At 42.2% G+C, this 19,864-nt stretch carries 18 protein-coding genes; all 18 read right to left on the reverse strand.

The features are described from left to right. Positions 1-80 precede the first annotated feature (80 nt). Positions 81-1,133, reverse strand: a complete 1,053-nt coding sequence (locus QM873_RS06800; RefSeq protein WP_154854288.1) for a sugar transferase — start codon at positions 1,131-1,133, stop codon at positions 81-83. A 15-nt stretch (positions 1,134-1,148) separates the two neighbouring features. After that, positions 1,149-2,246 (reverse strand): UDP-galactopyranose mutase, encoded by a 1,098-nt coding sequence (glf, locus tag QM873_RS06805; RefSeq protein WP_129269810.1) that lies wholly within the window; start codon positions 2,244-2,246, stop codon positions 1,149-1,151. 128 nt (positions 2,247-2,374) lie between these two features. Continuing rightward, positions 2,375-3,523 carry a polysaccharide polymerase gene (locus QM873_RS06810; RefSeq protein WP_129269808.1) on the reverse strand — a complete coding sequence of 383 codons (1,149 nt, stop codon included), beginning with the start codon at positions 3,521-3,523 and terminating at the stop codon, positions 2,375-2,377. 202 nt (positions 3,524-3,725) lie between these two features. Next, positions 3,726-5,144 (reverse strand): flippase, encoded by a 1,419-nt coding sequence (locus tag QM873_RS06815; RefSeq protein ID WP_126404956.1) that lies wholly within the window; start codon positions 5,142-5,144, stop codon positions 3,726-3,728. A 6-nt stretch (positions 5,145-5,150) separates the two neighbouring features. Then, the gene (locus tag QM873_RS06820; RefSeq protein WP_154854284.1) at positions 5,151-6,176 is read right to left on the reverse strand and encodes a zinc-binding dehydrogenase; all 1,026 of its coding nucleotides are present in this window, start codon (positions 6,174-6,176) and stop codon (positions 5,151-5,153) included. A gap of 1 nt (position 6,177) precedes the next feature. After that, complete coding sequence (locus QM873_RS06825) at positions 6,178-6,885, reverse strand: IspD/TarI family cytidylyltransferase (RefSeq protein WP_129269804.1); 708 nt, start codon at positions 6,883-6,885, stop codon at positions 6,178-6,180. A gap of 56 nt (positions 6,886-6,941) precedes the next feature. Then, entirely contained in the window at positions 6,942-7,907 is a 966-nt protein-coding gene (locus tag QM873_RS06830) for a glycosyltransferase family 2 protein (protein ID WP_129269802.1), read from the reverse strand. Further along, positions 7,907-9,001 carry a non-hydrolyzing UDP-N-acetylglucosamine 2-epimerase gene (wecB, locus tag QM873_RS06835; protein ID WP_154854281.1) on the reverse strand — a complete coding sequence of 365 codons (1,095 nt, stop codon included), beginning with the start codon at positions 8,999-9,001 and terminating at the stop codon, positions 7,907-7,909. The genes QM873_RS06830 and wecB overlap by 1 nt, the downstream gene beginning before the upstream one ends. Continuing rightward, complete coding sequence (locus QM873_RS06840) at positions 8,998-10,083, reverse strand: glycosyltransferase family 4 protein (RefSeq protein WP_129269798.1); 1,086 nt, start codon at positions 10,081-10,083, stop codon at positions 8,998-9,000. Before QM873_RS06840 ends, wecB begins: the two co-directional genes overlap by 4 nt. Beyond that, positions 10,058-10,783: a WecB/TagA/CpsF family glycosyltransferase gene (locus QM873_RS06845; RefSeq protein WP_414279068.1), complete on the reverse strand. Its 726-nt coding sequence runs from the start codon at positions 10,781-10,783 to the stop codon at positions 10,058-10,060. The genes QM873_RS06840 and QM873_RS06845 overlap by 26 nt, the downstream gene beginning before the upstream one ends. 17 nt (positions 10,784-10,800) lie before the next feature. Continuing rightward, the gene (locus QM873_RS06850; RefSeq protein ID WP_414279042.1) at positions 10,801-11,586 is read right to left on the reverse strand and encodes a LicD family protein; all 786 of its coding nucleotides are present in this window, start codon (positions 11,584-11,586) and stop codon (positions 10,801-10,803) included. 3 nt (positions 11,587-11,589) lie between these two features. After that, entirely contained in the window at positions 11,590-12,963 is a 1,374-nt protein-coding gene (locus tag QM873_RS06855) for a sugar transferase (protein ID WP_129822572.1), read from the reverse strand. A gap of 19 nt (positions 12,964-12,982) precedes the next feature. After that, a complete protein-coding gene (locus tag QM873_RS06860) occupies positions 12,983-13,678 on the reverse strand; it encodes a tyrosine-protein kinase (RefSeq protein ID WP_048715614.1) in 696 nt (231 codons plus the stop codon). 12 nt (positions 13,679-13,690) lie between these two features. Next, the gene (locus tag QM873_RS06865; protein WP_129269790.1) at positions 13,691-14,386 is read right to left on the reverse strand and encodes a Wzz/FepE/Etk N-terminal domain-containing protein; all 696 of its coding nucleotides are present in this window, start codon (positions 14,384-14,386) and stop codon (positions 13,691-13,693) included. Positions 14,387-14,428: 42 nt separating this feature from the next. Next, complete coding sequence (cps4B, locus tag QM873_RS06870) at positions 14,429-15,160, reverse strand: capsular polysaccharide biosynthesis protein Cps4B (RefSeq protein WP_414279043.1); 732 nt, start codon at positions 15,158-15,160, stop codon at positions 14,429-14,431. Further along, positions 15,153-16,631 carry an LCP family glycopolymer transferase CpsA gene (gene cpsA / locus QM873_RS06875; RefSeq protein WP_414279044.1) on the reverse strand — a complete coding sequence of 493 codons (1,479 nt, stop codon included), beginning with the start codon at positions 16,629-16,631 and terminating at the stop codon, positions 15,153-15,155. Before cpsA ends, cps4B begins: the two co-directional genes overlap by 8 nt. 489 nt (positions 16,632-17,120) lie before the next feature. Next, a complete protein-coding gene (locus QM873_RS06880; RefSeq protein WP_414279045.1) occupies positions 17,121-17,981 on the reverse strand; it encodes a hypothetical protein in 861 nt (286 codons plus the stop codon). Positions 17,982-18,137: 156 nt separating this feature from the next. Beyond that, a complete protein-coding gene (gene cls / locus QM873_RS06885; protein ID WP_414279046.1) occupies positions 18,138-19,673 on the reverse strand; it encodes a cardiolipin synthase in 1,536 nt (511 codons plus the stop codon). Positions 19,674-19,864 lie beyond the last annotated feature (191 nt).

The raw sequence follows: 19,864 nt of genomic DNA on the forward strand, positions 1-19,864 counted from the left end.
AGTTTTATAAGGCGAATTTTTAAAATTAGTGATATTTTTTGAAAAACTAAAAAAAGAAGTCAGTCTGACTTCTTTTGATCTTATGATAAATGATTTAAGGCTGTCTTCAAGTAGTGACCATCTCGGATTTCCTGACCAACACGCTTGGCATTATCTACCAAATCTTGGTAATCGGCATCTGAAAGATTGTCGATGGTCTCCTTCAAGTCATGGAGCGACTCTACTGCAATCCCACAGCCCTTCTCAAGGACAAAGTGAGATAAAGCTGACTGTTTCCACACTACAAGCGGGAAGCCCGATGCTAGATAAAGCGATGCCTTGTGAGAGTTGTTGTAGCGAAGGTACTCGCCAAAAACACCATTACAGGTTTCCGCACTATCCCCATCCCAGACAAGTCCAAAACCACCCTCAAGAGCAGCAGGAAGTTCATCCGGTAGGAAAGAGCCAAAGTAGGTCTCATTCTCTAGGGCTCTACTCTCATCAAAGCCAACACCATAGAGGTTGTAGGCAGGTTTTGCAGGAAGAGCATAGAGATAACCAGCTTTTTCCTGGGCCAAATTCCCTGCTACAATGATTGGTTGATCCTTTGATAGACCATCTTTCTCTTGGTAATCTGGAATCATATAGTCGAAAATTCCAAGGCTGACAATCTTATCTTCCGCAATTCCCTTGTCTACCAAGACAGATTTCATAACTGGATTGTGGGCGATGATCCCATCAGCTGTTTTGAGAAAACTTGCTTCTTGAAGGTACATCCGAATTCTGTGTTTTAAAGGTAGTGAAGTCATATTGGCATGGCGAAGCACTTCTAGGTCATGAATCAAGAGATAGACTTTAATCCCTCTTTTTTGTGCTTTTTTAACCAAATGGGTTGAGAAAAAACTATGGTGAAGCATTGGAAACTGGATCAGCAACTCATCTCCTTGCTTTAGTTGATCCAAGGCTTGACCAAAAGCCTTTGCCTTATGGCGTTGAGCCGCAAGGGTACTCATCTGATACCAATTGTCGACAGAAAGGACCAAGGGATGATAGCCTTCTTCTTTCACAATACTTTCTACGTCATTGCGTGCTTTATTTCCTGCGTTCTTTGCGTTGACATCATGCAGGAATTCTTCTTTTAAATAGTATTTCATAGATTATCGTTTCTCTTAATCAAACTCATTTGCCACGACTTCTAGAGCACGCTCAATGACCACGTGCATGTCGTAGTATTTATAGTCTGCTAGGCGCCCACAGAAGATCACCTTGTCATTTTTAGTGGCTTCTTCTTGGTACTTGGCAAACATAGCGTTGTTCTTTTCATCATTGATTGGGTAGTAGGGTTCATCTCCCCGTTTCCAGTCAGCTGGGTATTCACGTGTGATAACTGTCTTAGGTTGAGTTCCATACTCGAAATGCTTGTGCTCAATGATCCGAGTATATGGAATTTCACGCTCGGTATAGTTGACCACGGCATTCCCTTGATAGTTTTCCTCATCCAAGACCTCGTGTTCAAAACGAAGGCTACGGTACTCCAACTCCCCATGTTTGTAGTCAAAGTACTGGTCAATCATCCCTGTAAAGACAACTTTATCAGCTGAGCTTTCTAGCTCTTCACGATTGGCAAAGAAGTCAACTCCAAGCTCTACTTCCACATCACCCAGCATGTTTTCGATGATGACGTTATAGCCACCGATTGGAATCCCTTGGTAACGGTCATTAAAGTAGTTATTATCAAAGGTCAGACGAACCGGAAGACGTTTGATGATAAATGGTGGAAGGTCTGTGGCAGAACGTCCCCATTGTTTTTCTGTATAGCCCTTGATCAACTTTTCATAGATATCCGGACCAATCAACTTGATGGCTTGTTCTTCCAAGTTTTTCGGTTCAACATCCTTCATATCAGCTGTTTGCTCAGCAATCTTATCCTTGACTTCTTGAGGAGTCTTAGTGCCCCACATAGCATAGAAGGTATTCATGTTGAAGGGAAGATTGTAGAGGCTCCCCTTGTAGTTAGCCACCGGCGAGTTGATATAGTTGTTAAACTCAGCGAACTGGTTGACATAGTCCCACACTTTTTTGTTAGACGTATGGAAAATGTGGGCACCATACTTGTGAACATTGATCCCTTCCACTTCTTCACAGTAGATATTGCCACCAATGTGGTCCCGTTTATCAATGACTTTTACTTTTTTACCACGCTTGGTCGCCTCATGAGCAAAAATTGCCCCCGATAAACCAGCACCAACAATCAGATAATCGTACATAGTTGTCTCCCTTTAAAAATATAGTCATCAGTTTTTAACTTAGCATGCTTCGAACTGATACAAAAACATGTCCAACAATCGTATTCTTTTACCTTATATGAGTCCTCCAACGACTGCTGAGATTATCACTAACTTAATGCTGACTCACCGACTGTTGTCGATGAGTTAACATCCACCGTGTTTCGAGTGAAGAGGATAAACATAAAAATATTATAAGAAGGTACAAACCAAAAGGCTTCAATCATACAGTTGACAGTGATCAAAGAAAGAATAGCAACGTAAAGATATCTCCCTTTCTTGAATTCATCCCTAGATACTAGAACATAAATTAAAATCAAAGCAAGTACCGGAATAATACCATAAGTGAAGAGCATTTGAACGTAGGAAGAATCAACATAGTTGTAGCTGAGAACAGACTCTGTACTTCCCCCTGAACCAATAAATTGAACGCCTCTGGTTCCAAACCAATTCAATTCGTATAAATTAAAGGCATTTTTCCCTAAGGCTAAGCGCCCTGTAATAAATTGATTGATTTTTACATAGAAAGGCGAAGTCCATGAGAAGTGATAAGTCAGATAGAGAATGAGGGAAGAAAAGAGCGCAGCTGAGTAGGGCATGAGGGCATAGAGCCCAATTTTCTTTTCCTTGGTTAAATAAAAGAAAACAAAAACCAAGGTTCCTACAAGCAGTGAATAAGCATTCATCCGAGCGTCACAAAACTTGATGAGAAAGACGGCCAAGAAAAGCCCACTCAGGGTCCGTAACCAGATGTAACGATTCTTCAACAGATAAGAAATCGCTATGAAAAGATAAAAACAGTGCGAGGCAAAATCCGTAGGATAGATAAACCCAAAGGAATTCCGAATAACGCCTCCCCGACTATATTGCAAGTTCGGAATAACTTTTAAAAGAGACAGGAAGAAGACTGATACAAGAATACTTCCACCAACAAAGATATAGGTCCGTAAAACAACCTTCCTATCTGCACTTATTAACAAGGACATCAATAAGGAATAGACTAAAAAATTGAGTCTACCAGTTTTCACAAATACGAGGACACCAATTGATAGTAAGGCTAATGAAAATAACAAGTACGTATAAGAAACATGAATCTTGTTCCAAAATCGCAATGCTAATAGTAAGACTACTAACAAAAGAGTGCTTGCATTCATGTGAAAAATCCCTTTATTCAACATCGTTGTTGATAGGGTATTAAAGAATATGACGATAGCTACGACAACACTAACGAGGAGGTCGTCAAATTTCATTTTTAACATATTGATAATACATTGATAAAAAACAAGAAAGCACGGATAACAAGAGACAGGTTCGTCTTGTGCCAGACAGAAGTGTCCATCTCACTATTTATATCCAAGCTGATCAAGAATCTTTTATCTTTCCTTTCTCGGCCTCTCTTTTCATAGTTACCATTATTTCGTCTAGCAAGTACCTCTTCCATCTTTATGGATGAGTCTTGCTCTATGCACGTTTCGTAAATTGCTGTTTCAACTCTTTCACATCCACCACCTTGAAGAGTAAAATCAAGGTTCCATAGATGACCCCACCTAGTCCAGCATACAGAACGACATTCAGAGTCGGCGAAAAATGGACAATGGACTTGACTAGTAGCAAGAGACCATACATGAGGCCTGAAGCGAGCACAATCTTCATCATTGAGCCTATAATCGGCACTTCTTTAAGATAAGCTCGTGTGAAGTAGAGTTGAATCCCCCATACCAAAGCTTCTGTCAACACTGAGACAATCGCAGCTCCAATAAAGCCCAGTTTTGGTAGGAAGATGAGGTTCAATCCGACACTGACAATGGCAGGTACAGTAGTCGAAATCATAAATTCTTTATTTTTATTATGAGGGATCAGAATTTGAATCCCCATGATATTGGTCCATCCGATAAAGAACATTCTAAAAATCATGATGGCAATGGCATAACGCGCATCCTGGAAGTCCTTCCCTAGGAAGAACTGAACAAAGTCATCATTGACGATTAGCATGCCGGCAATAATGGGGAAAATGACCAAATTATAAATCAAAAAGGACATTTGGTGCATCTTATTAACCGCCTTGTGGTCTCCTGAGGATAAGAGACTCGATACCCGAGGCAACATGACACTGCCCAGTGAGGTCACCAAGGTCAACAAAATATTGACCAGTTTTAAGGCTTGGTCATAAATCCCCACATCCTTTGTAGAGGCGAGAGCCCCCAGCATGGTTCGGTCCAAGGTGACATAGAGGGAAATGGCAATCTGCGGTAAAAAGAGCAGAATGACCGGCTTCAAATGCACCCGTGCATAAGCCATATCAAAATGGGCTTTCCCAATGAACTCCCGAGCAGGTAGCCACATACTGAGCTGACCTAAGAGCTCAAAGATGGTCAGTAAGAATACATAGAGATACAGATCATTGGCAGATTTGACAAACAAGAAGATGGAGATGACTCCAACTAGTTTGACCGTGATATTCCGAACCGTAATCTTGCGAAAATCTTCTAATCCCTGAAAGAGCCAAGAAATGTCGAGTCCCTTAGAAACCAAACTAAGTCCTAGGATATAAGCAACAGGATTTTGCATGGAAGGTAGGGTGAGACACAAAAGAACATAAAGGGTAAGAGATAAAATCGTAGCCCCCAACTGGAGGGTATAAATCCCCCAGAAATTCTTCTGGATATCTTTCCGATGTCCTGAGATCTCTTTGGTTCCATAATTGGCCACTCCTAGCGTCGCCAAGAGGATAAAATAGGTGACGATGGAGTTGAAATAGCCATAGGTCCCCAAGTCATTCGAGCTAAAAACCCGTGTTACATAAGGGGTGGTGATAATCGGCAAGATAATCACCAGCAACTGGTAGGAGAGATTATAGGCGTAATTTTTTAACACTTTCATGACTGTCTACAATCCCCACTTGAAGACCGTTTTAAACGGTGTGATCAAATCCGTCGCAAAAGCTCGGTGAATATCTGGAATGGTTTGAACTTCTCCATCAACGTGAATAATGTTTTTCAAACGACTTTGGACTCGACGATTAGCCAGCATCTCTACAGCCCGCTCGAAATCTTCACGACCTGAGCGAGAAGACCCCACAAAGGTCAATCCCTTTTCAAGAACATCTCTTGTATTAACTGCGACCCGGTTATCACTAACCCCCATTAACATCACGGTTCCTTGAGGCTTGATATGATCAATAATATCATTGATGGCTGGTTCACTTCCTTGGCCACCAGTACACTCAAAGGCGTGATCAAACCGTTGGTCGTCTGTCAACTCGCTGGTCAAAATTGCTTGATGAATGAAATTAAACAATTGCAGTTTATCACTGTTGCGCCCAACTACAGTTATCTTCAAATCTGGGTATAGATAGTGCAAAGAAGTCGCAACCACATATGAAAGACTACCATCTCCTAAAATCAAAACGGACTCTCTTCGTTGGTGGGCAATGAGATCAAAGCGATGAATGGCATGCATGGCAACACTACTAAATTCCGCTAAGGCTGTCACAGGACCCCGAACTTCCTCTGGATAAGCCACTACACGATCCAGTGGCAAGGCAACAACTTCCTGCATAAAGCCATTAAAGCCACTAGACAAGAAGTGCGTCCCCTCCAAATAATTTTCAAAGAAGACACCCTCTGTTTGATGAGGAGGTTGATTGGGAACCATAGCCACAATCTGTCCTGGTTGATAGGTTCCCGTAGAATCCGCTACCACGATACCAGACGACTCATGGATCAGGGCCATGGGTAATTTCTTTTTAAGCACCTTAGGATCCCGTTTCCCTTGATAGTAACGTTGGTCCGCATGACAAATAGCCATGTAATAGGGGCGAATCAACACCTTGTCTCCACGGCTCATGTCTTCTTCTTGGTATTTGATGGTAATATTTTTCGGCTGGGTCAGCTGAAAGATTTGGTTCAACATATTAATTGTCCTCAATCATACCGCGTGCAATTTTCAAATCTGTAATCGTCGTAATTTTAATATTGGAATATTCCCCTTTGGCAAGGGCAACTTTTTTGCCATTAATGACAAAGATCTTGCAGGCATCAGTCAAGACTTCTTTTTGTTGGTCACTTAAATCATGATACAAGGTAAGAAAGTCTTTCATTTTGAAGGTTTGAGGGGTTTGACCCTGATAGAGATATTGGCGCTCTGGGATATCCGTGATAAAGGTATTATCCAAGCTTTGAACAATGGTATCGGTCGCTTCGACCACTGTATCCACAACATCATGGCTCTTGGCCAATTCAATGTTCTCTTGGATGGTTTTTAGGCTGACAAAGGGACGAACCGAATCATGGGTGACGATAATGTCCTCATCTGTCAAAGGCTGCAGCTCATCGATAGCCAGGATGATGTTTTCGATGGTAGTGTTGCGGTCACTTCCTCCCTCTACAACCAAGATCCGGTCCTTGTAAGAGGCCAAGTATTTGTCAACTAGGTCTTCTGTGTAGGTCACCCAGTCTGGATGAATCCCCAATACAATCTTTTGAATCTCATGAACCAATAAGAACTTCTCAACCGTGTGGATTAAAATAGGACGTCCACCCAAATCCAAAAATTGTTTGGGCATATCCGTAATCCCCATCCGTGAGCCTGTTCCACCTGCTAAAATCCCTGCATAAATCATCCTAAACCTCCTGTTTTGTCTCTTTTTCCTTCTATAGAACATGGCTATTTAACAATCTAGCCTAGTCTTGCTCTTACCTTTTGATACAAATGAGGAGAAAGGAGCAAAAGAAGGTATTTGAGTTTATTTTTTCTTGTAATATGTGAATTGATTAGAATATCTTTCCAATAGCGACGATACTCTTTGCGAATTTTGTTAACCTGATCATACATATGAGAACCCAGCATAGCATGGACCACATGCAAGCCATTAAAGACATAGCGGGTATTGAGCGCTTTTTTCATTTCCGGATCATCAGGATAGTCTCGCTCGACATAGGCTCTGTTCCATTCCATGGCCTTGTAGAAATCCAAGAGCCGATCGCTATAAGAAGAATTGACGATACTCCCTGGTCTTCGATAGTATTTATAAAGATTTAGATCGCTAACTGCAATTTCCTCACAACAAGCAATATGTTCATAAGCAACAGCCAAATCTTCGTAGATCATTCCTTCTGGATAGGGGTATTGGAGCAAGATCTCTTTCTTGTATAGTTTTCCTCCTGAATGAGTTCCAACGTGGTGACCATAGAACATTTCTTTGAGGGCTGTATGACGATCTAATTTCCTTGAACTTTTTTCATTTAGATCTCCTGAAAAATCCTTGTCCTCATGATTTCTGACTTCAATAACCGGTGTCGATACAAGGTCAACTTTATACTGTTCTTTTAAGCCAACCAAATATTCGACTGTTCTAATGTCATAATAATCATCTGAATCAAGGAAGATAATCCAGTCAGTTGTCGCAGCTTTTACTCCTGTATTTCGAGCATTAGATAATCCTCCATTTTGAAGATGGAGCACTCGAATACGGTCATCTTCCTGAGCATACTGGTCACAAATTTCTCCTGATCGATCGGTTGATCCATCATCGACCAGGATGATTTCAATATTTGAATAGGTCTGTTGTCTAAGACTACCGACACTATACTGTAAATACTCCTCGACATTATAGACCGGTATGACAATCGAAACCTTTTCCATTATGCTAATCCCTTCATAATAATTTCTACAATCTGTTGACAAGCTGTTCCATCCCCGTAAGGATTACTTGCCTGGCTCATCTTTTTGTATTCGTCTTGGTCTACCAGAAGGAGTTTAAAGTTGCGATAGATGTTTTCTTCTTCTGTTCCGACCAATTTCAAAGTCCCTGCAGCCACACCTTCTGGGCGCTCTGTCGTGTCGCGCATGACAAGGACAGGCTTTCCTAAAGAAGGTGCTTCTTCTTGGACGCCACCTGAGTCTGTCAAAATCATATAGCTTTGGTTCATGAAATTATGAAAATCAATCACTTCCAAGGGCTCAATGATTTTCATTCGCTCATTCTCTCCAAAAATCTTGCTAGCCAATTCTCTGATCTTTGGATTTTTGTGGATGGGATAGACCACCTTGACATCTTCAAACTCATCCAAAATCCGGTTGACCGCACGGAACATGTGTTCCATTGGTTCTCCAAGATTTTCGCGACGATGAGCCGTCAACATGATGAGCTTGCTCCCTTTTGCCCACTCCAATATAGGGTGGTCGTAGTCTTCTCTTACCGTTGTTTTTAAGGCATCAATAACAGTATTTCCTGTAACGAAGATATTGGTACGCCCCTCTTTTGAGAGGTTTTCTTTTGAAACTTGGGTCGGTGCAAAGTTATAGTCTGCCACAATGGAGGTAACCTGACGATTAAACTCCTCGGGATAAGGGCTTTGAAGATTGTATGTCCGTAAACCTGCTTCCACATGCCCCACTTTGATGCCCATATAAAAGGCCGCCAAAGCTGTCGCAAAGGTGGTGGTGGTATCCCCATGGACGAGGACAATATCAGGTTGCTCCTGCTCCAAAACTGGTTGGATTTTTTCCAAAATAGAGGTTGTGATGGTGAACAAGGTTTGGTTGGCCTTCATGATACCAAGATCATAATCTGGAGTGACTTGGAAGACATCCAAGACCTGTTCTAACATTTCCTTGTGCTGCCCTGTTACACAGACTACGGTTTCAATCGTATTGTGCTGCTTGAGTTCATTCACCAAAGGACACATTTTAATGGCTTCTGGACGCGTCCCAAACACCAACATTACTTTTTTCATTTTGAGCCCTTCCTCATCGATTGGTAAAAGTTGCGATAGTTGTTTAAAAAGATCGGATAGCTAAACTTGTTATCATAATCTCTCTTTGCTTGAGCAGCTAAAGAGGCTCTTTCCTCAGGATTCTCTGCCAATTTTTTAATTGCTTGAGCTAAGGCTTGTGGATTCTCAGCTGGGACGAGGATCCCATTCTCAGAATTCACTACTTCGTTCACACCTGGAATATCTGTTGCGATCATCGTTTTGCCGTTCATAAAGGCCTCGATTGCAACCAATCCAAATCCTTCAAAAACTGATGGAAGAACACAAAAGTCAAAGCTATTGATACATTCTACAACGTCACTCCGGTAGCCCAAAAAATGAATTCTTTCTTCCAGATCGAGCCCTTTTGTTTGATTTATCAAATCATTTTTCAATTCTCCGTCACCGACAAGAAACAAGGACACACTTGGATTTGCCACTAGTGACATGGCTTGGATCAGATAGGGCAGACCTTTTTGTTCGGAAAGGCGAGCGATACAACCTATTTTGATACCGTCACACTGAGTAATTTCATTTACTGTATGCTTACTTTGTTTCATTTTCACTCCATTATAAATTACAATAGAGTTTTTCGACCTTACATCATTAAGGATATTTTCCTGGACAGCTTGACTGACAGCAACCGTTCGAGCCTTGCCTAGGGCAAATTTGTATAGTGGCAATTTGTCCTTAAAAACATTATGGGCTGTATAGACATGGATCAATTTCGGATGGCGCATCTGCAACAAACGAACATAGAAAGCAGCCATCCGGTGATGGGTGTGGACAAGAGTAATCTCATTTTCTTTGATGATCTTGGAGAGACTAGCAAGGATCTTGAGCACCGTAGCTGGCTGTTTGCTATCGACGTCTAAAATGCGATGGTGTTGAATCCCATTCTCTGCTAGCTTTTCTTCCCACAATCCACCAGTTGATGCGACATGAACCTGATCAAATTCATCCTTAAGATCTGTCGCCAACTGATAGACAATACGTTCCGCCCCACCGATATCCATGGTTCGCGAAATGTGAAGGATATTATTTTTTTGCTTTCCGTTTTTCATGTACTACTCTCTTAATAAAAGTGGCATTTCCAACAAAATAGCGCTTAAAGAGCCGTTTGGGTTCGTTGGCCACACGGAACAACCATTCCAGATTGGCTTTTTGCATCCACATAGGTGCCCGCTTGATATGACCTGAGAGGACATCAAAGCTTCCTCCCACTCCCATAAAGACAGAGTTCACTCCATTGTCCATAAACTTCTGGATCAAGTACTCCTTTTTAGGAGAGGTGATGCCGACAAAAACAAAATCTGGATTCTTCTCACGAATATCTTCTTGAATAGCCTCTTCCTCTTCAGCAGAGAAATAGCCATTGCGATGCCCCATTACTCGGAGATTCGGATAATCCTTTTTAAAGATAGTTAACATATCTGTCAAGACTTCCTCTTTTGCGCCGAAGAAGTAGACAGAGTAGCCTTTTTCATTGGCCAAATGAAGCAATTCCTGCATCAAATCGATGCCTGCCACGCGTTCTGGCACAGAATAGCCCAAATAGCGTGCCGCGAGAACAACAGAAGCACCGTCTGCATTGATGATTTCAGACTCATTGACAATCTTCTTGATGGCCTCATCTGTCGCACATTGATTGAGCTTGTCTGCGTTGACCCCCATCAAATGGAGCGGTTTTTTATCTCGTACGAATTGTTCTGTAGCAGCAACGGTTTCTGCCATTGTTAAAGGGTCAATTCTGACCCCCATCATTGTAAAACTTTTCAAGCTTATTCTCCCCAAGTGGATTCAAAGTGACCTTTTTTCTCTGATTCTTCTGGCAACTTCATATAATCGCCATAAATCTTTGTCAGATAAGCATCCGGATCAGCATGTCCACTGATTTTAATGGTTTCAAAATCAAGGAGTTGTGGCTCCCCAAACACCTCTTTATAGGCCAACTCTCTCTCGCGATAGGATCCTAAGACGTTTCCGACAAGAGCACTTGTCTCAAAGTCGTACTGTTTAATCGTATTCTGTAATTTCCGATTAATTTTTTCTGTATTTAATAATTTGTCCAAGTGAAGGATCTTAGAAACCTTCACAATTGAATTTTCAAAGAATCCTCGGTCCCGATTGTGCAATCGATTGATGACAGATATTTTTGAAAGGGCACGGTAATACTTGATTTTATTAGTATGCAAGAAATAGTGGAAACCATCTGACGGATAACCATCTAAAGGAAACACATCGATAAACGGACTACACACAACCCCACCAAATTCAATTTGAAGGGAAGTATCCATGATAGAGGTGTTACCTAAATTATCGTCATGGATTCTTAGGATAACATGATCTGGTAATTCCTTTTCGCAAATTTCCAGGAATTTTTCATAATCTTTTCTAGGCATTCCCAAATCCATATCATCATCCCAAGGAATAAATCCTTTGTGACGAACCGCTCCTAATAGAGTCCCACCTAAAGCATAATAGCGAAGATTGTACTTTGAACAAATCTCAATATACTTTTCTAATAAGGACAACTCTCCTAATTGAATCTGTCTTACTTTACTCATTTTCTACTTCGCTCCATCTCGTTTAAATACAACTTTGATCGTTTTCAGCAAGATTTTAATATCTGACCAAATGGTCCAATCATCAATATAAGATACATCTAAGCGAACCACTTCATCAAAGTCTGTAATTTCGCTGCGTCCACTCACTTGCCAGAGTCCTGTAATACCAGGCTTAAAGCTCAAGCGGCGCTTTTGTTCTGGAGTGTATTTCTCATACTCATCCACTGTTGGCGGACGGGTTCCAACCAGACTCATGTCTCCTTTTAGGACATTAAAGAATTGGGGTAGCTCATCCAGACTGGTCTTGCGGATAAAGCGGCCAATCGGCGTGATCCGAGGGTCATTGTCCATTTTGAACATGCCACCGGTCATGGTGTTTTGATCCATCAATTCTTTTTTCCGCTCCTCTGCATCGACATACATTGAACGGAACTTATAAAATTTGAAATAGCGGCCATTTTTCCCGACCCGCTTCTGGGCAAAAATAGCAGGACCACCATCCTTACGAATCAAAGGAACCAATACAATCGCCACCAAACCACAGAGAAGCAAGCCTACCAAGGAACCACAGATATCAATCACACGTTTCGCGGTCACGTGGCTAGGTTTGTAGAAGTTGGTCGAGAAGGTGACGACATTGAGCCCAGCCACTTCTCGAATCCGTTTGTTACCAGCAAAGTTCAAATCAAAAGCATTGAGGTTGACGGTAACGTCGATCCCCATCGTCTCAAATTGTGAGACATACTCCCCAATATCATACTCTTCACTTGGAAGATTGAGAAAGACTTCATCTACCACTTCATAGGTCGCAAAGGTCAATAGGTCTTCCTTTGGAACAACCCGAACAGAGCGGTGTTGAAAGTCTGGGCGGTCTAATACAGTGACCGCTACCACTTCCCCACCGCTATCATTTGACGAAAGAAGCCGATCCAGGACTTTATCCAGACGAGAATTCGCTGTAATCAAGAGAATCTTGTGACTTCCTTTGAGGCTATAATAGAATCGTCGCCAGTAGCGTTTGATGAGGTAGTTCATCAAGTAAAGAGTCAGAGTAAGAAGCACTAGAAAATAAATCATCCCCCGACGGGAGAGGGAGAACTTCTCCTCCAAAAAGAAGCTCGAAAAACTGATGGCAAGCGCGAAACACAAGCTGTATTTCAAGGTTTGTAAGAAATCAACCAGGTGCCCCCGCTTGAAATAATCTTGGTTGTAATCACTGACGTAAAAGGCTACGTAATGCAACAAATACAGATAGAAAATTGTATTAGAGTGGATTTCTGTCTCTGTCACAAAACTAAACAAATAAGCCACAACTAAGACTGGTAAGCTTTGAACAAAGGCCAAAGCAAATTTGTGAAATCCCCTTCCTTCTGTCATAATATCCCTATCCTATCCCTTATCTCTTTTTCCCGTAATTGCCATAGTTCCCGTAATTACCATAGGAACCATATTTTTCTAATTGAATATCAAATTTATTGAGGACCACTCCTAGGAATGGTGTCCCTGTCTGCTCCAGTTGCTCTTTGGCCTTTTGAACAGCCTTGCGACTAACAGCTCCTGCTGCTGTCACAATCAAGCTACCATCACAGCGTTGAGCAATAATCGCCGCATCAATCACCATCCCAATTGGTGGGGTGTCGACAATGATATAGTCATAGTGATTGCGAAGTGCCTCAATGATGACCTCGAAGTTTTTGCTTTGCAAGAGACCCGTTGGATTTGGAGAAACCTGCCCTGCCAGGAGCACATCCAGTTTTGGATAATCTGTCGTCGCAATCGCTTGAGAGATCTCACTCTTCCCAGAAAGTACTTCTGTCAATCCTGCGACACGACCTTGGCTCTTGAAGACACCTGTCATGACCGAGTTACGGATATCCGCATCGATCAACAAGGTACGATAGCCCGCACGCGCAAAGGCGGTCGCCAAATTCGTAGAAATGGTTGATTTTCCTTCGTTTGGTTGCACAGATGAGATGGCAACGACCTTAATATTGGTCCCACTCAACTGAATATTGGTACTCAAGGCATTGAAATACTCTTCAGCCTGAGTCATCGCTGCTAATTTGCTTTTTACAATTTCTAAGGTTGCCATGAATTCTCCCTCTTACAGTTTCTTCACACTAGGGATCACACCTAATAGTGTGATGCCCATCACTTCTTCGATATCTTCTGGTTTCTTCACACGGTCATCCAATACCTCTGACAAGATCACCAGAATGGAAATCAAGACACCACCAAGGACAAAGCCAATGACAACATTTCGTTTGATATTTGGTGAAGAAGGATTTTGCGGTACGACAGCCTCATCCAAAGTCGTCACGTCAGACACCTTGGTTACAGCAATAATTTTTTCTGCCGCTACATCTTTCAAACCATTCGCGATCCGAGCTGCTTCTTTGGGATCTGGATCTGATGCTGTGATAGACAAAATCCGAGTATCTGTCGGAACTGCTACTGAGACTTTCTTAGCAAGCTCTGCTGGCGTCATTTCCAACTTCAACTCTTCAATAGCCTGGTTCAAGACGTTTTGAGAAAGGATAATCTCGCGATAGTCTTTAACCAAGTAGGATCCCGCTTGAAGATCTTGGTTGGTCAAGGCATTGTTTTCTTGATTCTGACGGCTGACTACGTAGATACGGCTGGTACTTTGGTAGATCTTTTTCGCTACAAAAGCGCTGTAGCCTAGGGCTCCGATCGCAAATAGCAAGGCCGTAATTAGAATTGAGAATTTACGACGCCATAAGGTTTTAAAGAGGGAGACCACATCCAATTCGATCTCTTTGCTCTCTTGGTTTTTCATATTCACTTTCTCCTTTTCAATCTCCGTGATGGAACTTGATGATTAAAACAATTCGTCATCCAATAATGTTTGCTGATTTTCAACAAAAAGGGCACGCGCCCGGTCACTACCGTAGCGTTTTTCAATCAACTGATAAGCCTGGTCCATGTATGGAGGGCGCTGATCAACATTGTGCATATCGCTGGCAACAAAATGGACCAAGTCCTTATCCAAGAAATATTGGGCACGATGTTTCATGAACTTATAGCGATCACCAAACAACTTAGGCTTGAGGACACTCGAACTATTGATCTGGGTATAGCATCCCATTCGGATCAATTCCCGCACCCGTTTTTCATTTTTTTCCAAACAGTGGTAGCGTTCAATGTGGGCAACCACCGGAGTCACTCCTAAGCGCAAAACTGCACTTAAGGCCTGGTGAATCTCCTTGTAGGGGGTCGCCATACTAAACTCGATCAAGGCAAAACTGGTATCAGCAAGCGTTGGAATAGTCCCGGCTTCTAGCTTTTCTAGGATATCTCGCGTATAGTAGATTTCTGCTCCGAAATGCAGTTTCATTTCAGGCAGATAGGTCTCTACCATCCCTTTTACTGCCAAGTAGTTTTGATAGATCTTTTCTTCTGGGGTTTCAAACATCCCTTTTCGACGATGGGACGTCGAAACGATGGTACGAACCCCTTGACGGTAGCTTTCCTCGATGAGGAGCTTGCTATCCTCGATCGTCTTTGGTCCATCATCCACATCAAAGACAATGTGTGAATGAATATCAATCATTGTTTTTTCCTTCCATGGTTTGGTTTATTTTTTCTTTGGCTTGTGCCACGCTATCAGCATTCAGCTCCATCATGTAAAGAGCAGATCCTGGCATCGCATATGAAGGCAAGTCATTTCGTCCTTGTCCAGTGACAGCTTGTGAAGTCACCTTGTAGCTTCCACCAGTCTCCAACTGTGTATTGACCAAATTCATAATGGTTGGCAAGGGCATATTGGTTTGCAAGGAATCTTGTAAACCAGAAACGATTTCGTTGTAATTGCTCAATGCTTTGGTCGATGTTAATTTATGGATAATGGCTGCGATGACTTTTTCTTGGTTCTTCCCACGATCGTTGTCTCCACCTTCGAGAGAGTAGCGTTCACGGACAAAGCCAAGGGCCTGTTCCGAATTCAAGTGAACTTTCCCTACAGGGAAGTGGTAGTTCCCGTGTAGACTTGTAAACTCTTGATCATTTTCTACATCAATCCCTCCGACGAGGTCGACAAGCTTCAAGAAGGATGTGAAGTTCAAGCGGACATAGTAGTCAATCTTGATGTCGTACAGATTTTCTAAGGTATGAATAGACGCATCTACTCCGTAAATCCCAGCGTGGGTCAACTTATCCCCTTGGTTGTTCCCGCCATCAGCAATTGGAACATAGGCGTCACGCGGAGTCGTGGTCAGCAAGACTTGCTTGGTCTTTCGATTGACCGTCATGATAATATTGACATCAGACCGAGAAACCGAAGTGACTGGACCGTAAGTGTCAATCCCGCTGACATAGATGTTAAAGGTATCCGCATTGGCATCTGCCTTCGCCTTGGTTTCCACTTGGCGACGGATCTTGTAAGAGTAGATTTTCTTTAATTTTTTTGCGTAGTCAGCATCCACACTTGCTACAGTATCTTCAAAGGTACTATTCAAGGCGATGGCTTTCGTCTTGTCTTCTTGTAGGGCCTGGTAGGCTGCCGCATAAGATTCCACATCTTCGATGGTCAGGTCATGCTGGCGCGTTTTCTTCACTTCCTCTACTAGGGCCATCAGATCATCTGCATTATTATTCCCCGTAGGCGCTGCCACACTGCTGATTTCTTTGATATCTTGGATTGGACTATCTGCTTTAACATAGACAGCCATCTCAAACTCTGTATAATTGGCATTTCTGTTCACATTTCCAGCGACATCGACCAACTGTTGGGTAACATAGGTTCCCACAGAGGTTCCTAGCAAGCCTAGGACCAATAAAAATAGCGTCGTCTTTTTAGCCTTGCCTGCAAGGATCAAACCCAAGGTTAAAAAAAGTCCGCCAACCAGCAAGGCCGTCACAAGGATATTCAAATAACGGAAGGCTAGGATATTGTAGCTAAAGACATTATAAATAAAGAGCCCAGCCACAAGTAGCGTTAAGACCCAGAGACCGCTATTGACAATCCGTAGCTGATCCCAACTGCTAGTTCTAGTTGAGCGTTTGTTTTTTCTGCTTTGATTCATTTTATCCCCCATACTATTTTCTTAAATATTATAACATAAAATCATCCTAAAAATTGGAATCTAGGCCCAATTCTCCACTATTAATTTTATACTATTCTGAGCTCTCTGTACAGCAATATGGGACAAAGAAATGAGTAAATAAAAAAGGTGAGGAAACTCACCTTTTTGAATGTAGATAAACTATTATTTTACATAAAACAGCTAGTTACTCTTCAAAAATGATTTATTTTGCCATTTAAGAAGATTAAAAACTTTCCGCTGTGAGAAAAGTGCCTGAAACACAATAGTTTCAGGCACTCGGGAGTTTTGAGAGTAAAACAGTTTGGGAAACTGTTTTAGCCCGAGCCCAGAAATTAAAGAGCGAGGGGGCTCAAAACTAAGTCATGGAACTTCTTCGAAGTTCGCTGACGTCCGCACTCACCTAAGGAAAGTTTTTCGGAAGACTTTATCTTCAATCTGAAGGTGAGGAAACTCACCTTTTTTATGGATTTATACTTTATCTTTTGAGGTTGAACTTGTATCTGAATCCTTGCTAGTTGAGTCACTCTGTGAGGAATTGCTTCCTTTACGAGTTTCAGCTCCATCAGCAGAATATTCGTTTACAAAGATTTCCTTACGCAATTCAAGGAAGCTTTCATCGCTAAGGATGTAACGTCCTTCTTTGGTTTTAGTCAATTCCAAAGTATACTCGCGTGGTTCGATGTAACCAAAGTCTTCATTCAAACGGTCAAAGGCATAATAGAACAAGAAGTTGTTCAATAGAGACAAGCGTTTTTCTAGTTCTGGATCTGTGTTGTCTTCTAATTTTTTAACATCTTCAATTCCGTTTTCAAACAGACTAGATTTTGCACGGTTGATCAAGTTAGCCAAGTCACGTGTTGCAATCGCACGAGATTTGAAGGTAACTGTCGCAGTATCTCCTTCGTCTTCAACCTTAGTGATTTCATAGTCATCACCAATCGTTGCTAACACTTTGAAACGAGCTTGGTCAAACAATTCCAAGATTTTTTCTGGAGTGAATGTTTCAGTTGTCAGTTCAAGCGTGAAGTCTTCTGCAGGTAGATATTTTGATGCATTTTCATCAACAAATTTTTCAGTAATTTGTTTTTTCCACTTGTCAACCGATGTTCCCATCAAAGTTGTGAAACCAGAAGAATGGTCAGTGAAGATGGCACGAAGAATGATATCTCCATCTTTCTCAATTTGTTTTTTTGTTTTTTCTTCTTTTGATTCACTAGATTGTTCTACCTTGTCCTCTTTGGCTGGTTTTTTCTCAGTAGCTGGTTTTGACGAACAAGCTGCCAACAACAAGCAGGCTGGTAAGACACCATATTTTACGAGCTTTTTCATAAGTTCTCCTTATTTTTTATAGATTATGTTCATTATACCAAAAATAGCCCCCTTGAACATTCTTAGACAAGCCTATGTAAGGAAATTGTAATATTTTGTCTCTCCTTCGTAATAAAAAAATCCCTTCTCTTGAGAAGGGATCTAATCGCCTATCAACTATAGCATGGGCGCAAATAACTGCATAATTTCTTTGATCAAATGCTGATACCAGGTGATCCGGAAAGTGTCCAACTGGATCTGCTGAGATACGGAGAATATCTCTTCAAAATCCGCTCGGATCTTGGTCAATTCTGGGCTTTGATACATCCAGACAGCATTCTCATAGTGATGAACTAGGCTCCGATAGTCAAAGTTAATGGTCCCGACTACTGCGACTTCATCGTCGGCCAATACTTGCTTGCTATGGATAAAGCCTGGGGTGTATTCATAGATTTTCACCCCTGCTTCCATCAGGTCTGGATAAGCCCCTCGTGTAACGATTTGGATCAATTTTTTATCCGGAATGAAAGGGGTCACGATGCGTACATCGACACCACGGAGAGCCGCATTTCGAATATCTTCCGTCAAATCATAATCAATGATTAAATAAGGGGTCGTAATGTAGACATAGTCTGTTGCCTGATTGATGATATTCTGATACACAGACTTACCAACCTGGGACTTGTAGATGGGTTTCGGTCCACTCCCAAAGGGAATATAGAAGCCTTCTCCATCTACCGCTTGGTTTTCCATATGGTATTTATCGAAATCTTCAATCTCTCCCTGGTTGATGTACCAGTTCATGAGAAAGAGTCGCGTCAAGGCCTTGACGGCTCGGCCGTCCAAGCGCACTGCACTATCCTTCCAATGACCGAAGCGTTCTCTCTGGTTGATATACTCATCCGCTAGGTTAACGCCACCTGTATAGCCAATCTGGCCATCAATGACCAAGATCTTGCGGTGGTCTCGATTGTTATAAGCCGCCGTCAATCGTGGCACCACCTTGTTAAACTTATGGGCATCAATGCCTAACTTACGCAAGCGTCTGGTGTAGTTTCCCTTCAGGGTCGCCATACAGCCAATATCATCGTAGAGCAGCTTCACCTCTACCCCTTCTTTGACTTTCTCAAGTAGGATCTCTAGGATGCTGTTCCACATGAGACCTTCCTCGATGATATAGAATTCGAGAAAGATAAATTTCTTGGCTGAGCGCAAATCCTCTAATAGTTGTGGGAGCATCTGGTCCCCTAGTGGGAAAAAGGTCGAAGCCGTCCCGTTGTAGAGGTCTGCGTTGTGGTCCATGGACAGAATAGACTTGACCATCCCATAGACGCTCTTACTCTCTTCTTTCAATTGCAGGCGAAGCTCACGGCTGTTGTCCTCACGGAAATTCATGGATTCCATATTTTCCAACTGGACCATTTCTTTTTTGGACAGACGCCGTTCCCCAAACATGAGGTAAAGAAGGGAACCAAAGACAGGGATGACGGCAATCAGGAGCCAGGTCACCTTGCTCTCTGGAGGCATATTTCGGTTGACGATCGCCAAAATGGTCGAGATATACAAGAGAACCATGATGGTGACAGACATCCAATTTGGGAACCATTCATTTAGCCAAAAGAAGGCCGCAAAGGACAGCCAGAGTTCAAACCCCATAAAGAGGATACTGAACCCATATTTGGACATTAACAATCGAATCTTTCGAAAACTCACCCTCATTCTCCTTCTTTTATAATCCCTACTAGTATACCAGTTCTAAGAAGGGAGCGCAAACCCGATAAAATGAAAAAAGAGAGTGGGACAGAAATCGGTAATTCGTTAGAATTCGATTTCGTCGTCCCACCTCCGCACAGTTGAGTAGGGCTGTAAAAGCTGATAAAATCAGCGTAGTAGAGCCCACTCAA

The sequence above is a fragment of the Streptococcus australis genome (assembly GCF_047463015.1).
Taxonomy (GTDB): Bacteria; Bacillota; Bacilli; order Lactobacillales; family Streptococcaceae; genus Streptococcus; species Streptococcus australis_F.